Origin of the sequence: Roseateles agri (genome assembly GCF_034043675.1) — a bacterium.
Classification (GTDB): Bacteria; Pseudomonadota; Gammaproteobacteria; order Burkholderiales; family Burkholderiaceae_C; genus KK5.
The window spans coordinates 528,723-544,926 of record NZ_JAXCLA010000005.1; the positions used below are offsets into that span (position 1 = coordinate 528,723).

The 16,204-nt window shown below is 67.0% G+C and carries 18 protein-coding genes; 5 read left to right on the forward strand and 13 right to left on the reverse strand.

What is annotated here, in order from left to right; translation table 11 throughout:
- Positions 1 to 216: 216 nt before the first annotated feature.
- From SNE35_RS32105 to SNE35_RS17830, 8 genes are all read right to left on the reverse strand, one after another.
- Positions 217 to 651 carry a DUF4431 domain-containing protein gene (locus tag SNE35_RS32105; protein ID WP_431312763.1) on the reverse strand — a complete coding sequence of 145 codons (435 nt, stop codon included), beginning with the start codon at positions 649 to 651 and terminating at the stop codon, positions 217 to 219.
- 328 nt (positions 652 to 979) lie between these two features.
- Positions 980 to 1,381, reverse strand: a complete 402-nt coding sequence (locus SNE35_RS17800) for a DUF4288 domain-containing protein (protein WP_320424278.1) — start codon at positions 1,379 to 1,381, stop codon at positions 980 to 982.
- A 458-nt stretch (positions 1,382 to 1,839) separates the two neighbouring features.
- Positions 1,840 to 2,127, reverse strand: coding sequence for a hypothetical protein (locus tag SNE35_RS17805; RefSeq protein WP_320424280.1), 288 nt, complete (start codon positions 2,125 to 2,127; stop codon positions 1,840 to 1,842).
- A 68-nt stretch (positions 2,128 to 2,195) separates the two neighbouring features.
- The gene (locus tag SNE35_RS17810; RefSeq protein ID WP_320424281.1) at positions 2,196 to 2,534 is read right to left on the reverse strand and encodes a hypothetical protein; all 339 of its coding nucleotides are present in this window, start codon (positions 2,532 to 2,534) and stop codon (positions 2,196 to 2,198) included.
- A gap of 61 nt (positions 2,535 to 2,595) precedes the next feature.
- Positions 2,596 to 3,072, reverse strand: coding sequence for a competence protein ComJ (comJ, locus tag SNE35_RS17815; protein ID WP_320424282.1), 477 nt, complete (start codon positions 3,070 to 3,072; stop codon positions 2,596 to 2,598).
- Positions 3,073 to 3,133: 61 nt separating this feature from the next.
- The gene (locus SNE35_RS17820) at positions 3,134 to 3,484 is read right to left on the reverse strand and encodes a ferredoxin (protein ID WP_348539327.1); all 351 of its coding nucleotides are present in this window, start codon (positions 3,482 to 3,484) and stop codon (positions 3,134 to 3,136) included.
- 114 nt (positions 3,485 to 3,598) lie between these two features.
- Positions 3,599 to 4,036 (reverse strand): hypothetical protein, encoded by a 438-nt coding sequence (locus SNE35_RS17825; protein ID WP_320424284.1) that lies wholly within the window; start codon positions 4,034 to 4,036, stop codon positions 3,599 to 3,601.
- A 288-nt stretch (positions 4,037 to 4,324) separates the two neighbouring features.
- On the reverse strand, positions 4,325 to 4,684 hold the full coding sequence (locus SNE35_RS17830; RefSeq protein WP_320424285.1) for a UBP-type zinc finger domain-containing protein: 360 nt from the start codon (positions 4,682 to 4,684) through the stop codon (positions 4,325 to 4,327).
- 98 nt (positions 4,685 to 4,782) lie between these two features.
- On the opposite strand from SNE35_RS17830, the gene SNE35_RS17835 reads away from it, so the two are divergent.
- Entirely contained in the window at positions 4,783 to 6,966 is a 2,184-nt protein-coding gene (locus SNE35_RS17835) for a TonB-dependent receptor (RefSeq protein WP_320424286.1), read from the forward strand.
- Here SNE35_RS17835 and SNE35_RS17840 read toward each other — a convergent pair.
- On the reverse strand, positions 6,960 to 8,129 hold the full coding sequence (locus SNE35_RS17840; protein WP_320424287.1) for an MFS transporter: 1,170 nt from the start codon (positions 8,127 to 8,129) through the stop codon (positions 6,960 to 6,962). The genes SNE35_RS17835 and SNE35_RS17840 overlap by 7 nt on opposite strands.
- Positions 8,130 to 8,177: 48 nt before the next feature.
- On the reverse strand, positions 8,178 to 8,885 hold the full coding sequence (locus SNE35_RS17845; protein WP_320424288.1) for a response regulator transcription factor: 708 nt from the start codon (positions 8,883 to 8,885) through the stop codon (positions 8,178 to 8,180).
- Positions 8,886 to 9,095: 210 nt separating this feature from the next.
- Between SNE35_RS17845 and SNE35_RS17850 the strand changes: the two genes are divergently transcribed.
- Both SNE35_RS17850 and SNE35_RS17855 read left to right on the forward strand, forming a co-directional pair.
- Positions 9,096 to 9,608, forward strand: coding sequence for a DUF2306 domain-containing protein (locus SNE35_RS17850; protein WP_320424289.1), 513 nt, complete (start codon positions 9,096 to 9,098; stop codon positions 9,606 to 9,608).
- Between the two features lie 29 nt (positions 9,609 to 9,637).
- A complete protein-coding gene (locus SNE35_RS17855) occupies positions 9,638 to 10,429 on the forward strand; it encodes an SDR family NAD(P)-dependent oxidoreductase (RefSeq protein WP_320424290.1) in 792 nt (263 codons plus the stop codon).
- Here the strand turns inward: SNE35_RS17855 and SNE35_RS17860 are convergent.
- The 3 genes from SNE35_RS17860 to SNE35_RS17870 form a co-directional block, all read right to left on the reverse strand.
- Complete coding sequence (locus SNE35_RS17860; RefSeq protein ID WP_320424291.1) at positions 10,370 to 13,222, reverse strand: ATP-binding protein; 2,853 nt, start codon at positions 13,220 to 13,222, stop codon at positions 10,370 to 10,372. The two genes, SNE35_RS17855 and SNE35_RS17860, sit on opposite strands and share 60 nt — an antisense overlap.
- 91 nt (positions 13,223 to 13,313) lie before the next feature.
- The gene (locus tag SNE35_RS17865) at positions 13,314 to 13,742 is read right to left on the reverse strand and encodes a DoxX family protein (protein WP_320424292.1); all 429 of its coding nucleotides are present in this window, start codon (positions 13,740 to 13,742) and stop codon (positions 13,314 to 13,316) included.
- Positions 13,743 to 13,744: 2 nt separating this feature from the next.
- Positions 13,745 to 15,631 carry an amidohydrolase gene (locus SNE35_RS17870; RefSeq protein ID WP_320424293.1) on the reverse strand — a complete coding sequence of 629 codons (1,887 nt, stop codon included), beginning with the start codon at positions 15,629 to 15,631 and terminating at the stop codon, positions 13,745 to 13,747.
- Positions 15,632 to 15,791: 160 nt separating this feature from the next.
- Between SNE35_RS17870 and SNE35_RS17875 the strand changes: the two genes are divergently transcribed.
- Both SNE35_RS17875 and SNE35_RS17880 read left to right on the forward strand, forming a co-directional pair.
- On the forward strand, positions 15,792 to 15,959 hold the full coding sequence (locus SNE35_RS17875) for a DUF1427 family protein (protein ID WP_320424295.1): 168 nt from the start codon (positions 15,792 to 15,794) through the stop codon (positions 15,957 to 15,959).
- Positions 15,956 to 16,195 carry a DUF1427 family protein gene (locus tag SNE35_RS17880; protein ID WP_320424296.1) on the forward strand — a complete coding sequence of 80 codons (240 nt, stop codon included), beginning with the start codon at positions 15,956 to 15,958 and terminating at the stop codon, positions 16,193 to 16,195. The genes SNE35_RS17875 and SNE35_RS17880 overlap by 4 nt, the downstream gene beginning before the upstream one ends.
- Positions 16,196 to 16,204 lie beyond the last annotated feature (9 nt).

The window sequence follows — 16,204 nt, forward strand, 5'->3', positions numbered from 1 at the left end:
CGGTTGCAGCCGGCCATGAGCAGCCGCACGCGCGGTGCCGTGCCGTGTCGCTGACTGGATAGAGCCGATTGCGGCGGTTCATGGGTCGGCGAGCGAGCTACGGCTGTCGACCCGTTTCGGTTCTAGGACTGTTGGAACGCGGCGCCCCAAAAACCGCAGTTCAACGATTGAATTCAGCGGCGCCGCCAGGCGTTCGCCGGATTGACGGGTTGGACCTCATCGCCCCGACTCCCCTGCCGCCGATAAGTCGCAACTGTCGACTTGCAACAGCACGCGGGAGTGATGATGCCCAGAAATGGAATGAAACAGGGAGCCCCGGCAAGTAATTGAGTTTCCCAGGCTTGGCCGCAGTTCGTCGTACGCAGCGGGTGTGGCAAGGACGAGTTGAAACCACCGGATATTGCGTTCAGCAGGCTCCGTAGAAGTGTTTGAGCCTGCAGCGACACAGGACGGTTTGGCGCCTTTCAAGAAGAAGTAGGTTGCTGGGGCATCACCTGCTGCGATGCTTTCGTAGTTCGGCTGCTCTGCGAATGTCTGGCGAACGAGCGTTCCGGAGACTTCTGCGCTTGTGTAACTCAGGCAGGGAGGCGCTGCTCTAACGCTCCCGCCACATGCGAGGAGAAGCAGCGCGAGTGTGCAGCTTCGGTTCATGACGCCCGACGATTGCGTTCAGCCGCGCCGTTAGGCGTCGGCTGCAACTGCGGGTTAGGCCGAACTCTACTTGAGCCATACATAAGGTGCCCAGCCAAGGTGTTTGTGCTTCTCCGTTTGAGCCTCTTCCCACGAACGTGCCTGGCACTCCCACACTAATCGGGCCTCTGGCGAGAGCGACCGTCGAAAGGATTCCGAGCCCTCCGGGAAGAAGCTCAATGCATCGCCGTCTTCCCACAACTCGTACCGAACAAGATCGCCCACAGTCATCGAGTGTGCCTAACGCTTGCGTTCAGCCGCGGCGTTGGGCGTCGGCTGGAACTGCGGGTTAGACATCGACTTCACGCTCAAACGCCTCAAGTTCGCCTTTGGATTTCACCATCTTTCGGATAGTTCGCAGTTGGCTTACTTGGCTGCTCCAAAAAATCTCGGATCCGTCTGCAAGCTCCTCGTAAATCGGCACGAGGCTGGACAAGCCTTCATATACGAACCTGACTTTCTGACCGTTCATGTTTTCGTAGGGCTTACACCCAAGCTTTCCCACCTTGATAGCCTTCCTGTAAGCCTCGTTGGGTGACTCGGCCTTGACGAGAATTGTGTTCTTCCATGTCGTATAGCGGCGGCTCATGTCCTCGTTGTCTTCGTCGAGGACGACGAACCGGTGCACATACGTAGCGACATACCACCCGACCGGCGAATGGTTGCTTTGCTTGGACCGGGTGCGTGCCATTTCCGATGTCTAACGTGAAGGTGAGCGGACGCCGTAGGAGGTCCGCTCGAACGGCGGGTTAAAGCACATCGTACGCAAGACCTGCAACCGAGCCTCCATCATCCGCGTCCGAAGAAACGGCGAACGACGGACCAGAAGTCGCGTCCGAACCATGCCGATGCTGCCGCACAAACAACTCCGCACGTCCCAGCCGCTAGCAGCCAATAGTCCAGCAAGTCCCCGCGGCGGACCAATCGGCCAAACAGCCATCCACCGATGACAAAGCCGAGAAAGGCGGCAATCACGTGAGGCACCCACCAGCCTGATTCGCTGTCAACGTCGTCGGTAGACATGCTGCGCTTTAACGTCGAAGTTGAGCCGCCCGCGAAGGCAAAGCCACCCGGCCAACAAGAGCAACGATGGAATCCGCTCTGGGCGGCCGGGCGGTCTTGCCGTAGCGGGTCGGCTCGAACAACCGGTTATGCCTTCGCACGGCGGAACCTCCGAAACGCGAGCGCGACGACAAGGCCCGATTGCGCCAGAGCGCAAAAGGTTAGAAACGCTGTCTGTGCAAGTCCGTTGAAGGACCCGGGCCATTGCCCGTAGATCGGACCAAGCAGAAGCGAAGAAGGCAAGCCGCAGATCATGAGCACTAGGTCGGGCAGCAGGTGCTCGCGCGGGCTACCCAGAAGCGAAAGATCGATGTACCAAGCCCAGGCCACAACGACACCGGCCACGCCCAAGTAGGCAACGGCGGCGGTTTTCAACGACGGGCGATCAGAAGGCATAACGTGAAGGTGAGCGGGCGCCGAAGGCGATCCGCTCGACTGGCAGGTTAAAGCTCATTTGCACCTCTTAGGCATGCGACTAAGTCAGGCCTAGATAGGAACTCAAGACCGAACAAATCACCGTCGTGATCGACGTCGATATAAATCCCTCGATCTTCCACAAAGGCTATCGTTTTGGCCACGGGCGCAGCCATGTTCGCGAAATGCAGACTGGGCGGGCGGCGCACAAAGTAAACGTAGCCGATGTCGTCTTCCTCCGACAATGTGCAGCGAGCAAGTTTCACTGTGGCCAACTTCTCCGCGAGGTCCGAGCGCCCCCCCATCAGCAGGGCATCACGGACCTCCGCGAAGACCGATGGACTGACGCTGGCGAATGCCTGTGCCATGAGCTTTAACGTGCCAGCTCAGCGGGCGGCGAAGCCGTCCGCTGCAGCGTAAGGTTAAAGCTCACTGGCCACTCCATTCCTGCACGACGCGCAAGGAGCGTTCCGCGCCTGGCCAGAGGAAAACTCGATAGCGGTCTTCCCCTTCGAGCCCATCGTCGGAAAGCGAGCCCAATCGAGAGAAGAGCGCCAGCACTTGGTACTGCCCCGGGTTAATCCGCCAGTCCAGCACCGGCCCACCTGTGCATTCATGAATTTGTAGATGCCCCGATGGCAACTCCAGCGAGCACTCAACGATGTGATCGACCTCACCGGCATCAAATTGGGGCTCGGAGGAATGCAATTCCACTTCGACTGGAACACTCATGTTGCGTACGGGACATATCACCACAACGTTCGGTGCCACCTTGGCCCTGTTCGCAACATCCGCATCTGTCCAGTCCTCCGGTGCAGGGGGATTCACCTGCCCGTCTTGGACGTAGAACTGGTGGTAATCCGCAAAGACTTCTACAGCCTCTCGCCGAACACAGGAAGTCGTCATGAGCTTTAACGTGCGCGCTCAGCGGGCGGCGTAGTCGTCCGCTGCAGCAAAGGGTTGGGCATCAGCGACGCCACAAGGCCCACCACACCTTCTTGGCAGGGCCTGGCACATCAAGATTGCCGACGAGCGCATCGCATTGCTCCCTTTCGTTCAGCGCAACAAGCTTTTTGAGCGTCTCGGGATCATTTCCCCCGTACCGAATGCAACTGACCTCGGAGACCGAAACAGCACTGATCATGTTGTTCTCGTCCTCGGGCGTAGACGGTTGCTTGCAAACGTAGCAATGACCGCCTTCGTCATACTTGAAATGCCCAGGCGCTTCGGTGAATGGCATTTCACAGCTGGTGCAGCACCCATCCTCGACGTAGAAATCGCCTGGCGCGTTCAGTATGTGCGGATTTCTCGCTCGCATTATCTGATGCTCAACGTTCAAGCTGAGCCGCGAGCAGCGGCTGGGCGCGGAAGGCCCAGAATGAAATGGCGGGCCTAAAGTAACCAGCCATTGCGAGTCGGCCCCAGCGCCCGGTTAGGTTGCATTTTTGAGCCTTGCTGCTGCACCAACCTGAGACCCGACGCCCCGCAATTGCAATATGAAGTGATCAATTTCTGCGGGGACCGTGTCAATTTGAATGGTCGCGGACTCGGCAACATCCTTCCATCCTCCCGGCGTCATGAACACCGAAACTTCCGCGGACAAATGCCCGCTTGAATCCTTGCAGCGGAAGGTGATTTTTGCGCCACCGTAGCCAGGCAAACTGTTTCCGCCGAACTCCACAGTCCTCAGATCATTTGGACTCGCAGGAAATCCCTCAAGCAGCGTTGCCAGGTCAGGCAACTCATTGAAGCCTGCATAAAAATTTGAACTCCCAGCAAAATTTTCGCTGGCGGCCGAAAGGCGTAACTCAATCATGTCGCTGTCAAACCAGACGAGTTGTATTTCAAGCATCGGAGCGATCGACGACATCTTGTTCTGCAACCTAACGTGTTGTAGGGAGACAGGCCTGTCCGCTTATCAAGGCACGGCGTCCGCTCATCACGGCACCACTTCCTTGGCTCCAGGCCGCGTCAGGCTTGAGTTTTCGCTGCATTATGTGTATTTAAACAGTGATATCAGATCCGCCAAAAGCGGCGCCGTCAGTTTGACAGCCTGACCGGGATCACGGCCTCGTGGTTGACCCGGCGGGTGGGTGTGCGCCGACGATTGGAGGCAAGCATGTCCAATCCGTCAATTACCCCGGCACCACGCAGTTGCTTAAACGAACCGTGGTATCGGTCCGTCTTGAGGCGTCGTGTCTCCACCGAAGTCGACGGTGACCTTGTCGATGAAGCACCAGCCCCAGCCCTCAGGTGGGTCATACCCTTCAATGATCGGATGCTGTGTCGCGGCGAAGTGCGCACGAGCATGTCGATGCGGAGAATCATCGCAGCAGCCCACATGACCGCACGACCGGCAAATGCGCAGGTGCACCCACTCGCTTCCGATCGCGAGACATTCCTGGCACCCGCGCGCACTGGGTGTCACGGTGTGGATGGAATCTTGGTGTGTGCATGTATGTCGCATCGTCGCTCCAGGACGTAGGGTCTGAGAGAGGTTAATCGATCCAGCCCGCATGGTCGGGACGGGGGCAATCTCTCTGGCGCCCTACGGCGCGCCGCCGAATTCACACCGTTTCACGGTGTGAGCGCCCGGGCGTCGGTGATCATTTCGCCATGCCAAAACTGCTGCCCCTGAACCCCAACATGAGCCTGAACCCGGGCATTGGTGCGCTCTGCCTCGCCCTCCCCGCCCTGTCCTTCGCGCAACAACAGGAGCCGGCCACCGATGCTGCGGCCCAGTTGCCCGAGGTCGTGGTCACCGTCGAGCGCAGCGAGTCGCTGCTGCGCAAGACGCCGGTCTCGGTGGGCGTGGTCGACCAGTCCACGCTGGAGAGCCGCGGCGTGCGGCAGTTGAACGACCTGGTCGGCGTCGTCGCCGGCGTGGCGGTGCCGAACGGCTCGAGCAATATGCCGCAGGCGGTGGGCATCCGCGGCGTCGGTGTGTCGATGCCGGCGATGAGCCAGGCCGTCGGCATCTATGTGGACGACGTGCCGCTGATCCGCGGCTACGCCACCGCGCTGTGGGACCTGCCGGACATGCAGCGGATCGAGGTGCTGCGTGGCCCGCAGGGCACGCTGTACGGCCAGAACTCCAGCGCTGGCGCGGTCAAGCTGATCTCGCTGGACCCGAGCGCGGTGTCGTCGGCCTGGGTTTCGGCCTCGATCGGCAATTACGGCGCGAAGGAAGCGCACGGCTATGCCACCGGCGCGATCACCGGCACGCCGCTGACGGCCAGCTTCGCCTTCTCCACCCTGCACAACGACGGCTTCGGCCGCAACGAGACCTTGGACAAGGGCGTCAACAAGCTCGACGCCACGCAGTTCCGCGCCAAGCTGGGCTGGGCGCTGGCACCGGGCCTGAGCGCGGTACTGGCCGTCGACGGCCTGCTCGACCGCTCCGACAACAACGCCGCCAACTACCCGCTGAACCACCCGGATGCCGCGCCACGCGTGCTGTTCAACGCGGTGGACACGGCCGCGTTCCGCCGCGAGGCCGGCGGGCTGAACCTGCGCATCGTCGACCAGCTCGACGACGGGCTGGTGTTCCGCTCGATCACCGGCCTGCGCAGCTATCGCGACGATCCCTCCTCGGGCGGCTTCGGCGGCCTGGAGGTGGAGCGCTACGGGCTGCAGCAGGTGGTCGATCAGCAGGCCTTCTCGCAGGAGCTGCAGTGGCAGAAGCAGTCGCGCGAGCTGTCGTGGACGGCCGGCGCGATGCTGGTCGCCGATCGCTTCCTGTTCGACCGCTTCGCCGAGCCGCTGCCGATTGGCGCCACCACGCCGAGCCGCACCGAGGCCTTGACCCACCTGCGCACCACCGACTTCGGCCTCTACGGCCAGGCGCACTACGCGCTCAGCGATCGCACCGCGCTGACCGGCGGTCTGCGCGCCTACACGACGCGCCAGACCGGCTCCAACGACTACTGGGCCGTCGATGCGGACTACCAGCACACGCGGCAGATCTACTCCGCGCCGGACCTGGCCACGCGCAAGAGCGGCCTGCTGCCGCGCATCGGCATCGACCACCAGGCCACGCCCGACCTGTTCCTCTACGCCAGCATCGCGCAGGGTGCGAAGTTCGGCGGCTTCAACCGCGCGGCCGCCTCGCTGCGGGCCGCGGAATACGTGTCCAACCCCGAGAAGGTGCGCACCTACGAGGTCGGCGCCAAGACCCGCGCCTGGGAGGGCCGGCTGGAAGCCAACGTCGCGGTGTTCCTGAACGACTACCGCGACTACCTCGCGACGCTGACCAACACGACGATCGGCGGCGTGCTGGTGACCGATGGCGTGCTGATGAACGCGGGCCACGCGAAGACCTACGGCGTCGACCTGGACCTGTCGGCCAAGCTCGGCCTGAACACGCAGGCCACGCTGTCGCTGGAACTGCTGCGCTCGCGCTTCGAGACCTTCGAGAACCCGACCGGCGCGGTCAGCGGCGATTTCGTCGGCAACGAGCTGCCCAATGCCCCGCACGCCAGCCTCGGCGCCAGCCTGCAGCACCTGCTGCCGCTGCCGCGCGGCGATGCGCTCAGCTTCAACGTCTCGGCCCAGTACATCAGCCCGCAGTACGCCGATGTCGCCAACACCGAGTTGCTGAAGCTGCCGACCCAGACCTACCTGAACCTCAGCAGCGCCTACCTGTCGATCGACAGGCGCTGGAGCCTGTCGCTGCGGATCAAGAACCTCACCAACCGGACCTACCTGCTGCTGCGCAACCGCATCCCCTCGGTCGGTGTCGACGCGGCCTACTACAACCCGCCCCGCACCGTGTTGTTGACCGCGCGCTACGACTACTGAGCGGTGCTCGGTCCGAAGGTTCGCGCCGGCCGCCGGTTCAGCGCGAACAGCGCCAGCGTCAGGCCGCCGATGGCCAGCAAGGCACCCGCCAGCGGCACGAAGTTCAGCGGCGCACCCGCGAGGATCATCCGCCCGCCGGCCCACGCACCCAGCGCATTGCCCACGTTGAACGCGCCGATGTTCAGGGTGGACGCCAGGTTGGGCGCCTCGTGCGCCTGCGTGACGACGCCGATCTGCAGCGCGGGCACCGCAGCGAAGGCGATCATGGCCCAGGCGAAGACGGCGATCTCCGCACCGATCGTCGAGTGCGCCGCCCCCGTGAAGATGAGCTGGACGGCGGCCATCGCGATGAAGAGGCCGACCAGCGTCGGCATCAGCTTCCAGTCGGCCAGGCGGCCGCCCACGACATTGCCGATCGTGAGGCCCACGCCGATCACCAGCAGCGTGCCCGAAATGGCGTGCGGCGACAGCCCGGTCACCTCGCCCAGGATCGGCGCGATGTAGGTGAACATCGCGAACATCGAGCCCGAGCTGAACACGGTCATGCCCAGCGCCATCCAGACGCCCCGCTCACGAAAGACGCACAGCTCGCGCCGGAGGTCCGTCTTCTGTTGCACCGCTTCGCGCGGCAGCAGCAGGACCAGCGCGGCCAGTGCGACGACGCCGATCAGCGCGACGGCCCAGAAGGTCGCGCGCCAACCCCAGGCCTGGCCCAAGGCCGTGCCCAGCGGCACGCCCAGCACATTGGCCAGCGTGAGCCCGGTGAACATCAGGGCGACGGCGGACGCGCGCTTGTCCTCGGCCACCAGGCCCGAAGCCACGACCGCGCCGATGCCGAAGAACGCGCCGTGGCACAGGGCCGTGACGACTCTCGCCAGCATGAGCATCGAATAGCCGGTGGCGACGGCGCACAGCACGTTGCCGACGATGAAGATGCCCATCAGGCCGACCAGCGCCTGCTTGCGCGGCAGCTTCGCGGTGGCGATCGCCATGGCGGGCGCACCGATCGCGACGGCCAGCGCATAGCCGGTCACCAGCCAGCCGGCCACCGGTATCGAGACCGCCAGATCGCTGGCGACGTTGGAGAGCAGGCCGAGGATCACGAATTCGGTCGTGCCGATTCCGAAGGCGGCGAGCGCCAGTGCGGCGAGGGAAGCAGGCATGGCAGGCGGTCCTTCAGCTTGGGAGGTCGTATTCACACGGATTCACGCTCAGGCGGCCATCGCCGACCCGCGCCGCGCGGTCGGGCGGGGCCGCGCGATCTCGAAGGCCAGTTGCTCGCCGACCGGGTCGAGCAGGCCACGCCGCTTGGCGATGTCGGCCGCGGCGGTGCGGGTCGGCGCGTCGAGCTTCTGCAGCAGCGCCTTCACATGGGCCTTGACGGTGCCGGCGGCGATGTCCAGCTCCGCCGCGATGGCCTTGTTGCACAGGCCGGTGGCGACCAGCTTCAGCACGTCGATCTCGCGCCGCGTCGGCAGGTCCTGCGCGACGGCGCCCGCCAGGCGCAGCGCGACGCTGGGCGCCAGGAAGCGCTGACCCCGCGCCAGCAGCGCCACGGCGTCGAGCAGTTGCGCGGCGCAGGCCTCATAGGTCAGGTAACCCAGCACGCCGGCCTCGAGCGCGCCGCGGATGACCAGCTCGCCCTCCGCGGCCGAGACCACCAGCACGGCCGTCGGCGCAGCCAGGCGCGATATCCGCCCTTCGCGCACGGCGCGGGCCGCGGCGATGCCGGTCATCAGGTCGGCCACCAGCACACGGGTCGGGCCGCCGCCGCGCGCCAACAGGTTCAGGTCGAGATGGTCGGCGCACTGTTCGTCCAGTTCGAAACGCTCATCGCGCGCCAGCGTCGCCACCAGGCCGAGGTGCACCATCGGCTCGGCATGGGCCACCAGCACGCGCATCGGGGAAGTCATCTGCATGTTCGTCTCCAAAGGCGCTGAAGTGCACCCTTGGCATCCATGTTCCGCGCCGGCAGCCCGCACGGCCAGTGAAGCGTTGAGAAAGCTCCATTCACGCCGTCTTCACACGGCGCCGCCTGGGCTTCACACTCGATTCACGACGATTAACTCGCCGCACCGGGCGCTTTCGTCGAAGCTTCGCCGGCCTCTTCTGATTGAAAGGAATCCCTCATGTTCGGACTCACCTCCCTCGGCCTCGTCCACACGGCGCTCAGCCTGGTCGCCGTGATCGCCGGCGCGAAGGCGCTGCTGCGCGACCGCGAGATCTCGCCGGCCACCGGCGCCGGCCGCGTCTACGTGTGGTTCACGGTCGCCACCTGCATCACCGGCTTCGGCATCTTCCAGCACGGCGGCTTCGGCAAGCCGCATGCGCTGGGCGTGATGACGCTGATCGTGCTGGCGCTCGCCGGCATGGCCCGACGCGGCTGGGTCTTCGGCCGGCTGGCGCGCTACGTGGCCACCATCGGCTACTCGCTGACCTTCTTCTTCCACATGGTGCCAGGGCTGACCGAGACGCTCACCCGCCTGCCGCTCGGCCAGCCGCTGATCGCGGACCCTGAGTCCCCGACGCTGCAGGCGCTCTACGGCCTGTGCTTCCTGCTGTTCCTGATCGGCGCCGGCCTGCAGGTGCGGCGGCTGCGCGCCACGCGGCCGGGCTCGCCTCTGGCCTTCGTCCGCAACTGAATCACACCACTTACACAAGGAGAAACGACATGGATCTGCAACTCAAGGGCAAGCTCGCGCTGGTCAGCGGCAGTACCGCCGGCATCGGCTATGCGATCGCGCGCACGCTGGCCCAGGAAGGCGCCCGCGTCATCGTCAATGGCCGGACGCAGCCGGCCGTCGACGACGCGGTGGCGCGCATGCGCTCGGAAACCCAAGGCGCGGTCGAAGGCTTCGCCGGCGACCTGAGCCGCGCCGATGCGGCGGCGGAGGTGGTGCGGCGCCATGCCGGCATCGAGATCCTCGTCAACAACCTCGGCATCTTCGACGCCAAGGCCTTCGAGGACATTCCGGACGAGGAGTGGCTGCGCTTCTTCGACGTCAACGTGCTCAGCGGCGTGCGGCTCGCGCGACTGGTGCTGCCCGCCATGAAGCGCGCCAACTGGGGCCGCATCATCTTCATCTCCAGCGAGAGCGCGGTGCAGATCCCCACCGAGATGATCCACTACGGCATGTCCAAGACGGCGCAACTGGCCGTCTCGCGCGGCCTGGCCGAGGCGGTGGCCGGCACCGGCATCACCGTCAACAGCGTGCTGCCGGGGCCGACGAAGTCGCGCGGCGTCGGCGACTTCGTCGAGGGCATGGCGAAGGCCAACGACAAGAGCGCCGCCCAGTTCGAGGCCGAGTTCTTCCAGCACGTCCGCCCCACCTCGCTGATCAAGCGCTTCGCCGCGCCGCAGGAGGTGGCCTCGCTGGTGGCCTACGTGGCCAGCCCGCTCGCCTCAGCGACCACCGGCGCCGCACTCCGCGTCGACGGGGGCGTGGTCAAGAGCGCGTTCTGACGCGGGCGCGCCGCAGGCGGACAGCAGCTCCGCCGCGGCGCGCAGGTCCGCCGTGCCGGCACCTTCGCTGAAGCGGGCGACGACGCCGCTCAGCAGCTCATGGGCCGGCGCCCCGCGACGCTGCTCCATCCACAGCCGCGCAAGACTCATGGCCGCGCGGAGCTCCCAGGCCAGGGCGCCCTGCCCGCGCGCGAGTTCCATCGATTGCAGGTAGGCCGCTTCGGCCGCCGCCATGCCCGCAGGCCCATCGCGATGCAGGATGAACTCGCCCTGCTTGCGAAGCACTTCGGCCGCGCACCAGTGGCTGGCGCCCGATTCGAGCCGCTGCAGGCTCAGCGGGTGATGCCAGGTGGCGGCCACGCTGGCCATGCAGTCGAGTTCCTTCGCATTGCTCGTCTGCACGAAGGGCATCCGGCGGCTGCCCATCGCCTTCAGCACCGCCGCGAAAGACGCGGCCCACGAGCCCCAGTGCGGCGAATGGCCCTTGACGGCGACGAGCCGTAGCCGTTCCACCAGGGCCTCGGCGCGGTCGAGTTCGCCGCGCCAGATCGTGATCGGGATCAAGGCGAAGCCCAGGGTCTGGAGCTGCGCGTGGGAATGCGCGGTCTCCGCGAGCGCGAGGCATTCCTCGGCCTTGCGCAGCGCGCTGTCCGGGCGACCGCGCAGCCAGAGCTCCCGTGCCTGCAGCAGCCGCATCGACACGCCGTGCGGCACGGTGCTCGCGTACTCGGGCGGCAGGCGATAGGCCTCGCGTTCCAGCGTCAGTTCGGCCAGCCGATGCGCTTCGTCATGCTCCGCCGTGTAGTGCCGGCAGTAGGCCAGCAGGCGCCGGCCCAGCACCCCGCCGGCTTCGTCGCGGCATTGGGTGGCAATCGTCAGCACGCCTTCTGCCATCCGCGTCGCCGTCGGGTAGTCGCCGTCGACAAAGGCGCTGAGCCAGCTGCAGTACAGCGAGCTGATGCGGGCACCCGGCTGGTCCAGTTGCTCGGCCAGCGTCTTCGCCCGCGCCAGCAGGACCGCCGTCGGCCGGCCCTGCCAGTCAGGCTCCAGGCTGGGCCAGGTCAGCTTCAGGTGCAGGCGCAGTTCGAGATCGGGCCGCGGCGGCTCCATGCCGGCCAGATGCGCCAGCGCCAGCTCGATGCGTGCGTTCTGCTCGGCCAGCAGCCCCAGCTCGTGCAGCGGCAGCGCGTTGAGCATCACCTGGATGCCGATCTGCAGGTCGCCCGTGGCGGACCAGCACCAGTCCAGCGCGGCCCGGACGTCACTGGTCTGGCCACCGTGTGCGCCCAGCCATGGCGCGCGCGACATGGCTCGGTAGTCGGCGTCGGCGGCGCCCAGCATGGCCTGCACGGCCAGGGCATGCCGCCGCAGCACCGGATCGACCGGCTCGGCCTCGCGGAGCTTCTGCAGCGCGAAGGTCCGCGTCGTGTCCAGCAGCCGGTACTCGGCGGGACCGATCCGCGTGTCCACGCAGACCAGCGACTTGCTGATCAGATTCAGGATGGCTGCCAGCACATCGTCGCTGTCCAGCGCATCGTCGCCGGCCACGCCGCAAGCGGCCGAGAGGGCGAAGCCGCCGCGGAACACCGCCAGGCGCCTCAGCACGAGCTGCTCGACAGCGGACAGCAGCCGGTAGCTCCATTCGAGCGTCGCTGCCAGCGTCTGGTGGCGCGGGCTGGCGGTGCGCCGGCCGCGCAGGCCCAGGGCCAGGTGGTTGCCGACACGCGAGCGCAGCTCGCGCAGCCCGAGCGTCGGCAGATAGGCAGCCACCAGCTCCACGGCCAGCGGCGAGCCGTCCAGATGCCAGGCCAGCGCGCAGACATCGGCCACGTTGTCGGCGGTGACCGCGAAGGGCTGGCCCGATGCCGCGGAGGCGCGCGCGACGAACAGCTCGACGGCGGGGAACTGCATGGCCTCATCGGCCAACGGCTGCCGGTCGCGCGGCGGCAGGCCCAGCGGGGCGAGCCGATGCAGCCATTCGCCTTCGGTGCCGAGAGGCTCCCGGCTGGTGGCCAGGATGCTCACCGGCGTGTCGGCCAGCAGGCGCTCGACCAGCTCGGCAGCCGCGCCGACGACGTGCTCGCAGTTGTCGAGCACGATCAGCACCCGCGCGTCCCGCAGGGCCCGCGCCAGCGCGTCGAGCGTGTCCTGCATCGAGAGCGGCAGGTCGAGTGCGTTGGCGATCGCGCCGGGCATCTCGCGCCCCTGGTCGATCGCGCTCAGGTCGACGAAGACGGCGCCCATCGGGTAGTCCTGGCCCACCTCGGCCGCCAAGGCCAGGGCCACGGTCGTCTTGCCCATGCCACCGGAGCCGACGATGGTCACCGCGCGGTGGCCGCGCAGCATCGTTGAGAGCGTGGCCAGCGCATCGCTTCGGCCGATCATCTGCCCCGCGCGATGTTGCGGCGTTTGTTGCAGCCCTTGCTGAGGCCCTTGGCGGCCGGCAAGCACCGGCGCAACGCGAACCACCGGCGCCGCGAAACGGTAGCCGCAGCCGGGAATGTTCTCGATGTAGCGAAGCCCGTCCAGGCCGTCGCCGATGGCGCGGCGCAAGGACGAGACGTGCACGCGCAGGCTGGTCTCCTCGACGATGGTGTTGGGCCAGACGCGGGCGACCAGCTCGCCATGGCTCACCACCTCGCCCGCGCGTTCGAGCAGCGCCACCAGCAAGTCGAAGGCCCGCCCGCCGAGTCGCAGGGGCGCGCCGCCGTCCGTCACGATGCTGCGCCTGTCGCGGCTCACGCGATAGGCGCCGAAGCTGAATTCCTGGGTGGCCGTTGCCGATGGGGTCATGGCGGTGGGCTCTTCTCTCGATTGCGGGAAAGTCATCGAGAGAAATCTTCGCCCAGACGGCGGCCAGCCGCGTGTGAATCCTCGTGAATCGTCAGCGGGGCGGCCCGGCCTCCCGCCAGTCCCACCAGGCCACCAGCAGGAAGGCGCCGACGAGGCCGAGGTGCTCGAAGAAGGCGTTCTCCAGCATGAAGCGATCGGCCGGCGGCGCGGACCAGAAGCGGTTGGCGAGGAAGCTGGCCGCCAGCGTGAAGGCCGCCAGCACCAGCGCGCCGAGCCAGCGTAGCCGGCCCGAGAGGATCAGCGCCGAGGCGCCCAGCTCCAGCGTGATCGTCGCCACCGCCATCGGCAGCGCCGGCTCCAGACCGAAGTGGCGCATCTCGCCGATGGCGCCGGGGAAGTCGATGAGCTTGTCGAGCCCGCCCTGCAGGTAGGCGGCGACCAGCAGCAGCAGGCCGGCGCCGTGCAGCAGCCGCGAGCCGTTCGAGCGCTCGGCGAAGGATTTCGTGCGGATCGTGTTCATCGTCAGACTCCCCAGCAGGCGCAGCCGAGCGCGCCCCAGAAGCTGCGCGCGTCCGCCGTCGGCAGATCGGCGCCCCAGGCAGCCGCGTGGCGGTGGCCGTGCACGCCGCAGGCGCTGGCGCAGGCACAGGCGGCCGCGGCCTTGAGCGCCGCCTGCAGCGGCCGGCCCTCGGCATCGCCCCAGGCACCGAAGCCGCCGAAGCGCCGCACCGGCGACCAGTCCGGCATCGGCGGCGGCAACTGGCCCTCGTCTTCGCTGGCGAAGGGCCCGCTGGCGTAGACGACCTTGCCGCCGACCAGGGTCAGCAGCGCGGTGGTGTCGGCGATGTCGGACTCCGCGCAGCCGAAGTAGTCGCGATCCGGCACGACGAGGTCGGCGAACTGGCCGGCCTCGATGCGGCCCTTGCGACCTTCCTCGTTCGAGAACCAGGCGACGTTTTCGGTCCACATCCGCAGCGCACTCATGCGGTCCAGGCAGTTGGCCTGCGGGTAGAGCTGCATGCCGCCCACGGTCTTGCCGGTGACCATCCAGGCCAGCGACACCCAGGGGTTGTACGAGGCCACGCGGGTGGCGTCGGTGCCGGCCGAGACGTGCAGGCCGCGCGCCAGCATCTTCGCGATCGGCGGTGTGGCCTCGGCGGCGCGCGCGCCGTAGCGCTCGACGAAGTACTCACCCTGGAAGGCCATGCGGTGCTGCACGGCGACGCCGCCGCCCAGCGCGGCGATGCGGTCGATGGAGCGGTCGGAGATCGTCTCCGCATGGTCGATGATCCAGTTCAATCCGGCCAGCGGCACCTCGCGGTCGACCCGCTCGAACACGTCCAGCGCGCGGGTGATCGTCTCGTCGTAGGTGGCGTGCATGCGCCAGGGCCAGCGGTTCTGCGCCAGGATAGTCACCACTTCCTCCAGCTCGCCGTCCATCTCCGCCGGCATGTCGGGCCGCGGCTGGCGGAAGTCCTCGAAGTCGGCGGCCGAGAACACCAGCATCTCGCCGGCGCCGTTGTGGCGGAAGTAGTCATCGCCCTGCTTGTACTTGGTGCTCGCGGTCCAGCGCAGGAAGTCCTCCTTCTCCTGCTTGGGCTTCTGCGTGAACAGGTTGTAGGCGATGCGCACGGTCAGTTGGCCGGCCTCGGAGAGCTGGCGGATCACGTCGTAGTCGTCGGGCCAGTTCTGCATGCCGCCGCCGGCGTCGATCACGCCGGTCACGCCCAGGCGGTTCAGCTCGCGCATGAAGTGGCGGGTGGAGTTCAGCTGGTACTCCGGCGGCAACTTGGGGCCGCGGCCCAGGGTCGCGTAGAGGATGGCCGCGTTCGGCTTGGCGAGCAGCAGGCCGGTCGGTTCGCCGGCGGCGTCGCGCTGGATCTGGCCGCCGGGCGGCTCCGGCGTGTCGCGCGTATAGCCCACCGCGCGCAGCGCCGCGGCATTGAGCAGGGCGCGGTCGTACAGGTGCAGGATGAACACCGGCGTGTCGGGGGCCACCGCGTTGATCTCGTCCAGCGTGGGCAGGCGCTTCTCGGTGAACTGCTGCTCGCTGAAGCCGCCGACGACGCGCACCCACTGCGGCGCCGGTGTCACGGCCACCTGGCGGCGCAGCATGGACATCGCGTCGGCGAGGCTCTTCACGCCGTCCCAGCGCAGCTCCATGTTGTAGTTCAGGCCGCCGCGGATGATGTGCATGTGGTTGTCGATCAGCCCGGGCAGCACGGTGCGGCCCTGCAGGTCGATCCGGCGCGTGGACGGGCCGGCCAGCGCCAGCACCTCGGCGTCGCTGCCAACCTGGGTGAAGCGGCCGGCGCTGATGGCGACGGCGGAGGCGACCGGCCGCGCGCGATCCAGCGTCGTGATGCGGCCGCCATGCAGGATCAGCTCGGGTGCGTTCTGCTTGTTCATTGCTTGTTCCGTCAGCTCAAGAGGTGTTCATTGGAGAGCGCCGCGCGCGAACCGGCCTCTCCCGATTGGAAGGCCGCCCGTTCGCCCTGATGCGGGGCGCCTGCGCACCCGCATGAGGCGATGCTGAGGCATGCCTCACTCGCACGAAACGGAGATTCTCATGCGCGACCTGATCATCGCCATCGCACTGGGCCTTGGGATTGGCAGCGCCTGCCGCTGGTTCGACCTGCCACTGCCGGCGCCGCCCAAGCTGGTCGGCGCGCTGCTGGTGCTGGCGATGACCCTGGGCTTCGCGGCGGCGGACCAGTGGCTGGCGGTGGGAGCATGAGCCCGCAGTTGAAGCGCCGGCTGAAGCTGGCGGCCGGGCTGGTGCTGGGCGTGGCGATCGGCGCCACCTGCCGCGCCTGCCGGATCCCGTCGCCCGCGCCGCCGGTGCTGGCGGGCGCGCTGCTGGTCGTCTCGATGACCTTGGGCTATCTCGCGATGGATCGCTTCTGCACGCGCGCTGCCTTGCACGCGGGCGACTGCGCCGGGCCGGACGGCGGTACGGCCGGCCCGCGCTGAATCACCCGC